Raw genomic sequence first — 2895 nt, 5'->3', positions numbered from 1 at the left:
CCGCGGAGCGGGTCATGGCGGCCTCGACCGAGCCCGAGGACTCCACGAGGGAGTAGGTCTCGGTGATCCCGGCGGCGGCCGCCTCGGCGCGGCCGACCTTGACCGCGCCCGCGGTCACCACGCAGGGGACGCCGTGCTTGTTGGCGGCCTGGGCGACGCCGTGGGGCAGCTTGCCGCGCAGGGACTGGGAGTCGAAGGAGCCCTCGCCGGTGATGACCAGGTCGGCCTCCGAGAGGCGCTCGGCCAGGCGCACGGAGTCCAGGACGCGGCTGATGCCCGACTCGACGGTGCCGCCGAGCAGGAGCAGGGCGAAGCCCAGGCCGCCCGCGGCTCCGGCACCGGGGGTGTCGCGGACCTCGCCCCCGGGGTCGACGCGGTCGGCGAAGGCGTTGAGGGCGGCGTCCAGGCGCTGCACCTGGTCGGGGTCGGCGCCCTTCTGGGGCCCGAAGACGGCGCTGGCCCCGTGGATGCCCAGCAGGGGGTTGTCGACGTCGGTGGCGGCGACGATACGGACCCCGGCCACGGCCAGGCGGGCCGCGTCGAGGTCGACGTCCCCGGGGTCGGCCAGGGGGCCGCCGCCGTGGCTCAGGCGGTCGGCGGGGGTGGCGCCCAGGGCGGCCAGGAGACCGGCTCCGGCGTCGTTGGTGGAGCTGCCGCCGAGTCCGACGACGACGGTGCGGGCGCCGGAGCGGACCGCGTGGGCGACCAGCTCGCCGACGCCGCGGGTGGTGGTTCGGCCGGGGTCGCGGTCACCGGAGGGCACCAGGTGCAGGCCGCAGGCCTGGGCGCTCTCCACGTAGGCGGTGTCGCCGTCCAGGAGGTACTCCGCGGTCACGGGCGCGCCGAGGGGGCCGGTCACCTCGGTCCGGTGCACCTCGCCGCCGAGGGCCGTGTGCAGGACCTCGACGAAACCGGGGCCGCCGTCGGAGAGCGGCAGCAGGTCCGTCGTGGCGGAGGGATCGGTCCGGTGCCAGCCGTCGGCGACCGCCTGCGCGGCTTCGAGGGCGGAGAGGGTACCGGCGAACTTGTCAGGAGCGATGAGGATACGCACCGGACCAGTGTGCCAGGCCACATTTCTCCCGGCGCGGGGTACCCCCCGCTGGTCAGAGGCCGGGCGCCCCGTAGACGGGGAACCAGCGGGAGCGGTCCTCCTCCAGGGGCAGGTCGCGGCCGATGGCGGCCTCGGCCTGGAGTTCCAGGGCGTTGTCCCTGCGGCCGCCGTCGCCGACCGGGGCGAAGGGGTAGAAGGTGCCGCGCTTGTAGAGGTAGACCAGCCCCAGCGAGCGCGTGCCGTCGGTGAAGCCGACCAGGGAGCACAGGAGGGAGGGCCCGTAGCCGTTGGCCTCCAGGGTGGAGTTGACGGCGTGCAGGTCGGTCACCAGGCCGGTGATGTCGGGGTCGGCGGACCCGTCCGGGCCCCGGGCCGGGTCGGCCGCACGGACCACCAGCCAGGTGTAGCCGTAGTCGTCGGTGACCTGTTCGACGGGCGTCCCCCCGTCGGCGTCGAGCAGCTCGGTGACGTCGCGTTCCAGGTCGGCGAAGGCGGCGCCCTCGGTGGGTCTGAAGGCGACGGAACCGGTGCCGGTGGGCGTGAAGCCCGCGGCGGCCCGCAGGGTGACCGACGCCGAGGGCAGGCCGAACAGGGCGTCGAGGTCGGGCTGGGCCGGTTCGGAGCGCCCGAACAGCGCTCGCCAGAAGCTCATCGTGGCCGGTCCTCTCTCGTGGTCGTGTCGATTGCGCGCGGACCGGATCGACGCCGTGTCCGCCAGGGCGGATCGGTGCGGCCGCCGCCCGCCTCCCGGGGCGACGGCCCGGCGCGGCCGTCCCCTCCGGCGGCCTCCCCGGACGGGGTCAGCGCCCCTGCCCGAGCTGGCGCGAGATGTCGGACAGCTGCTCCAGCCGCTGCTGCACCGGCGGGTGGGTGGCGACCAGCTGGCTGAAGCTGAACCCCTCGCGGGAGGAGGCCGGGGCGAAGAAGAAGGCGTTGAACGGCTCAGCCTGGCGCAGGTCGCGGGTGGGGATGCGGGACATGTCCCCGGTGATCTTGGTCAGGGCGCTGCCCAGCACGGACGGGCGCCCGGTGAGGTAGGCGGCGGCGCGGTCGGCCGACAGCTCCCGGTAGCGCGACAGCGCCCGGGTGAGCAGGAAGCTGAGCGCCCAGGCCACGGCGCTGACGGCCACGACGAGCAGGGCGACCACGGCCGGTGCGGGCCCGTTGTTGTTGTTGCCGCGCGTCGCCCCGGCGAACATCGCGAAGCGCAGCCCGGCCTGGGTGAGGAACCCGGCCACGATGCCGAGGAACCCGGCGACGGTCATCACCATGACGTCGCGGTGGGCGATGTGGGACAGCTCGTGCGCCAGGACCGCCTCCAGCTCGGGGCCGTCGAGGCGGCGCATGAGGCCGGTGGTCACGCACACGACCGCGGACTTCTCGTTGTGCCCGGTGGCGAAGGCGTTGGGCACGTCGGTGTCGGCGATCCCCACGCGGGGCTTGGACATGTCCGCCATGGCGCACAGCCGGTCGATGAGGGCGTGCAGCTCGGGAGCCTGCTCCGGGGAGACCTCCTTGGCGCCCATGGCGAACATGGCGATCCTGTCGGAGGCGAAGTAGCTGAACAGCGCGAACCCGGCGACGATGAGCAGCACCAGCCACACGTTGAGGCCCACGAGGACCAGCCCGACGACGAAGGCCGCGTAGACGAGGACGAGCAGGCCCATGGTCGTCACCATGCGGGTGGTCAGCCCCCGGTCAGGTCTGAACTTGGATCCGGCCATGCCGCAGTCCCCTCCGCCGACGCGTCGACTGTCTCGGAGTGTAGTTCGCCCAGGTGGGAAAGGGTATGAGGTGGTCCGACCGCCGCGTGTTCACCGGCCCCGCCCCGCCCGCTCCCGGCC

3 protein-coding genes are annotated in these 2895 nt (G+C 74.2%); all 3 read right to left on the bottom strand.

What is annotated here, in order from left to right; genetic code table 11:
• On the bottom strand, positions 1-1051 hold a 1051-nt coding region (locus DQW06_RS25940; protein WP_157983608.1), incomplete at its 3' end, for a glycerate kinase.
• A gap of 52 nt (positions 1052-1103) precedes the next feature.
• On the bottom strand, positions 1104-1703 hold the full coding sequence (locus tag DQW06_RS25935; protein ID WP_013152006.1) for a hypothetical protein: 600 nt from the start codon (positions 1701-1703) through the stop codon (positions 1104-1106).
• A 148-nt stretch (positions 1704-1851) separates the two neighbouring features.
• Complete coding sequence (htpX, locus tag DQW06_RS25930; RefSeq protein ID WP_071621636.1) at positions 1852-2775, bottom strand: zinc metalloprotease HtpX; 924 nt, start codon at positions 2773-2775, stop codon at positions 1852-1854.
• Positions 2776-2895: the final 120 nt, after the last annotated feature.

The organism is Nocardiopsis sp. TNDT3 (genome assembly GCF_003427465.1).
In the GTDB taxonomy this organism is placed as follows: Bacteria; Actinomycetota; Actinomycetes; order Streptosporangiales; family Streptosporangiaceae; genus Nocardiopsis; species Nocardiopsis dassonvillei.
Note: the sequence above shows the minus strand (reverse complement) of the source record. Positions and strands in the feature narration are given on the sequence as shown.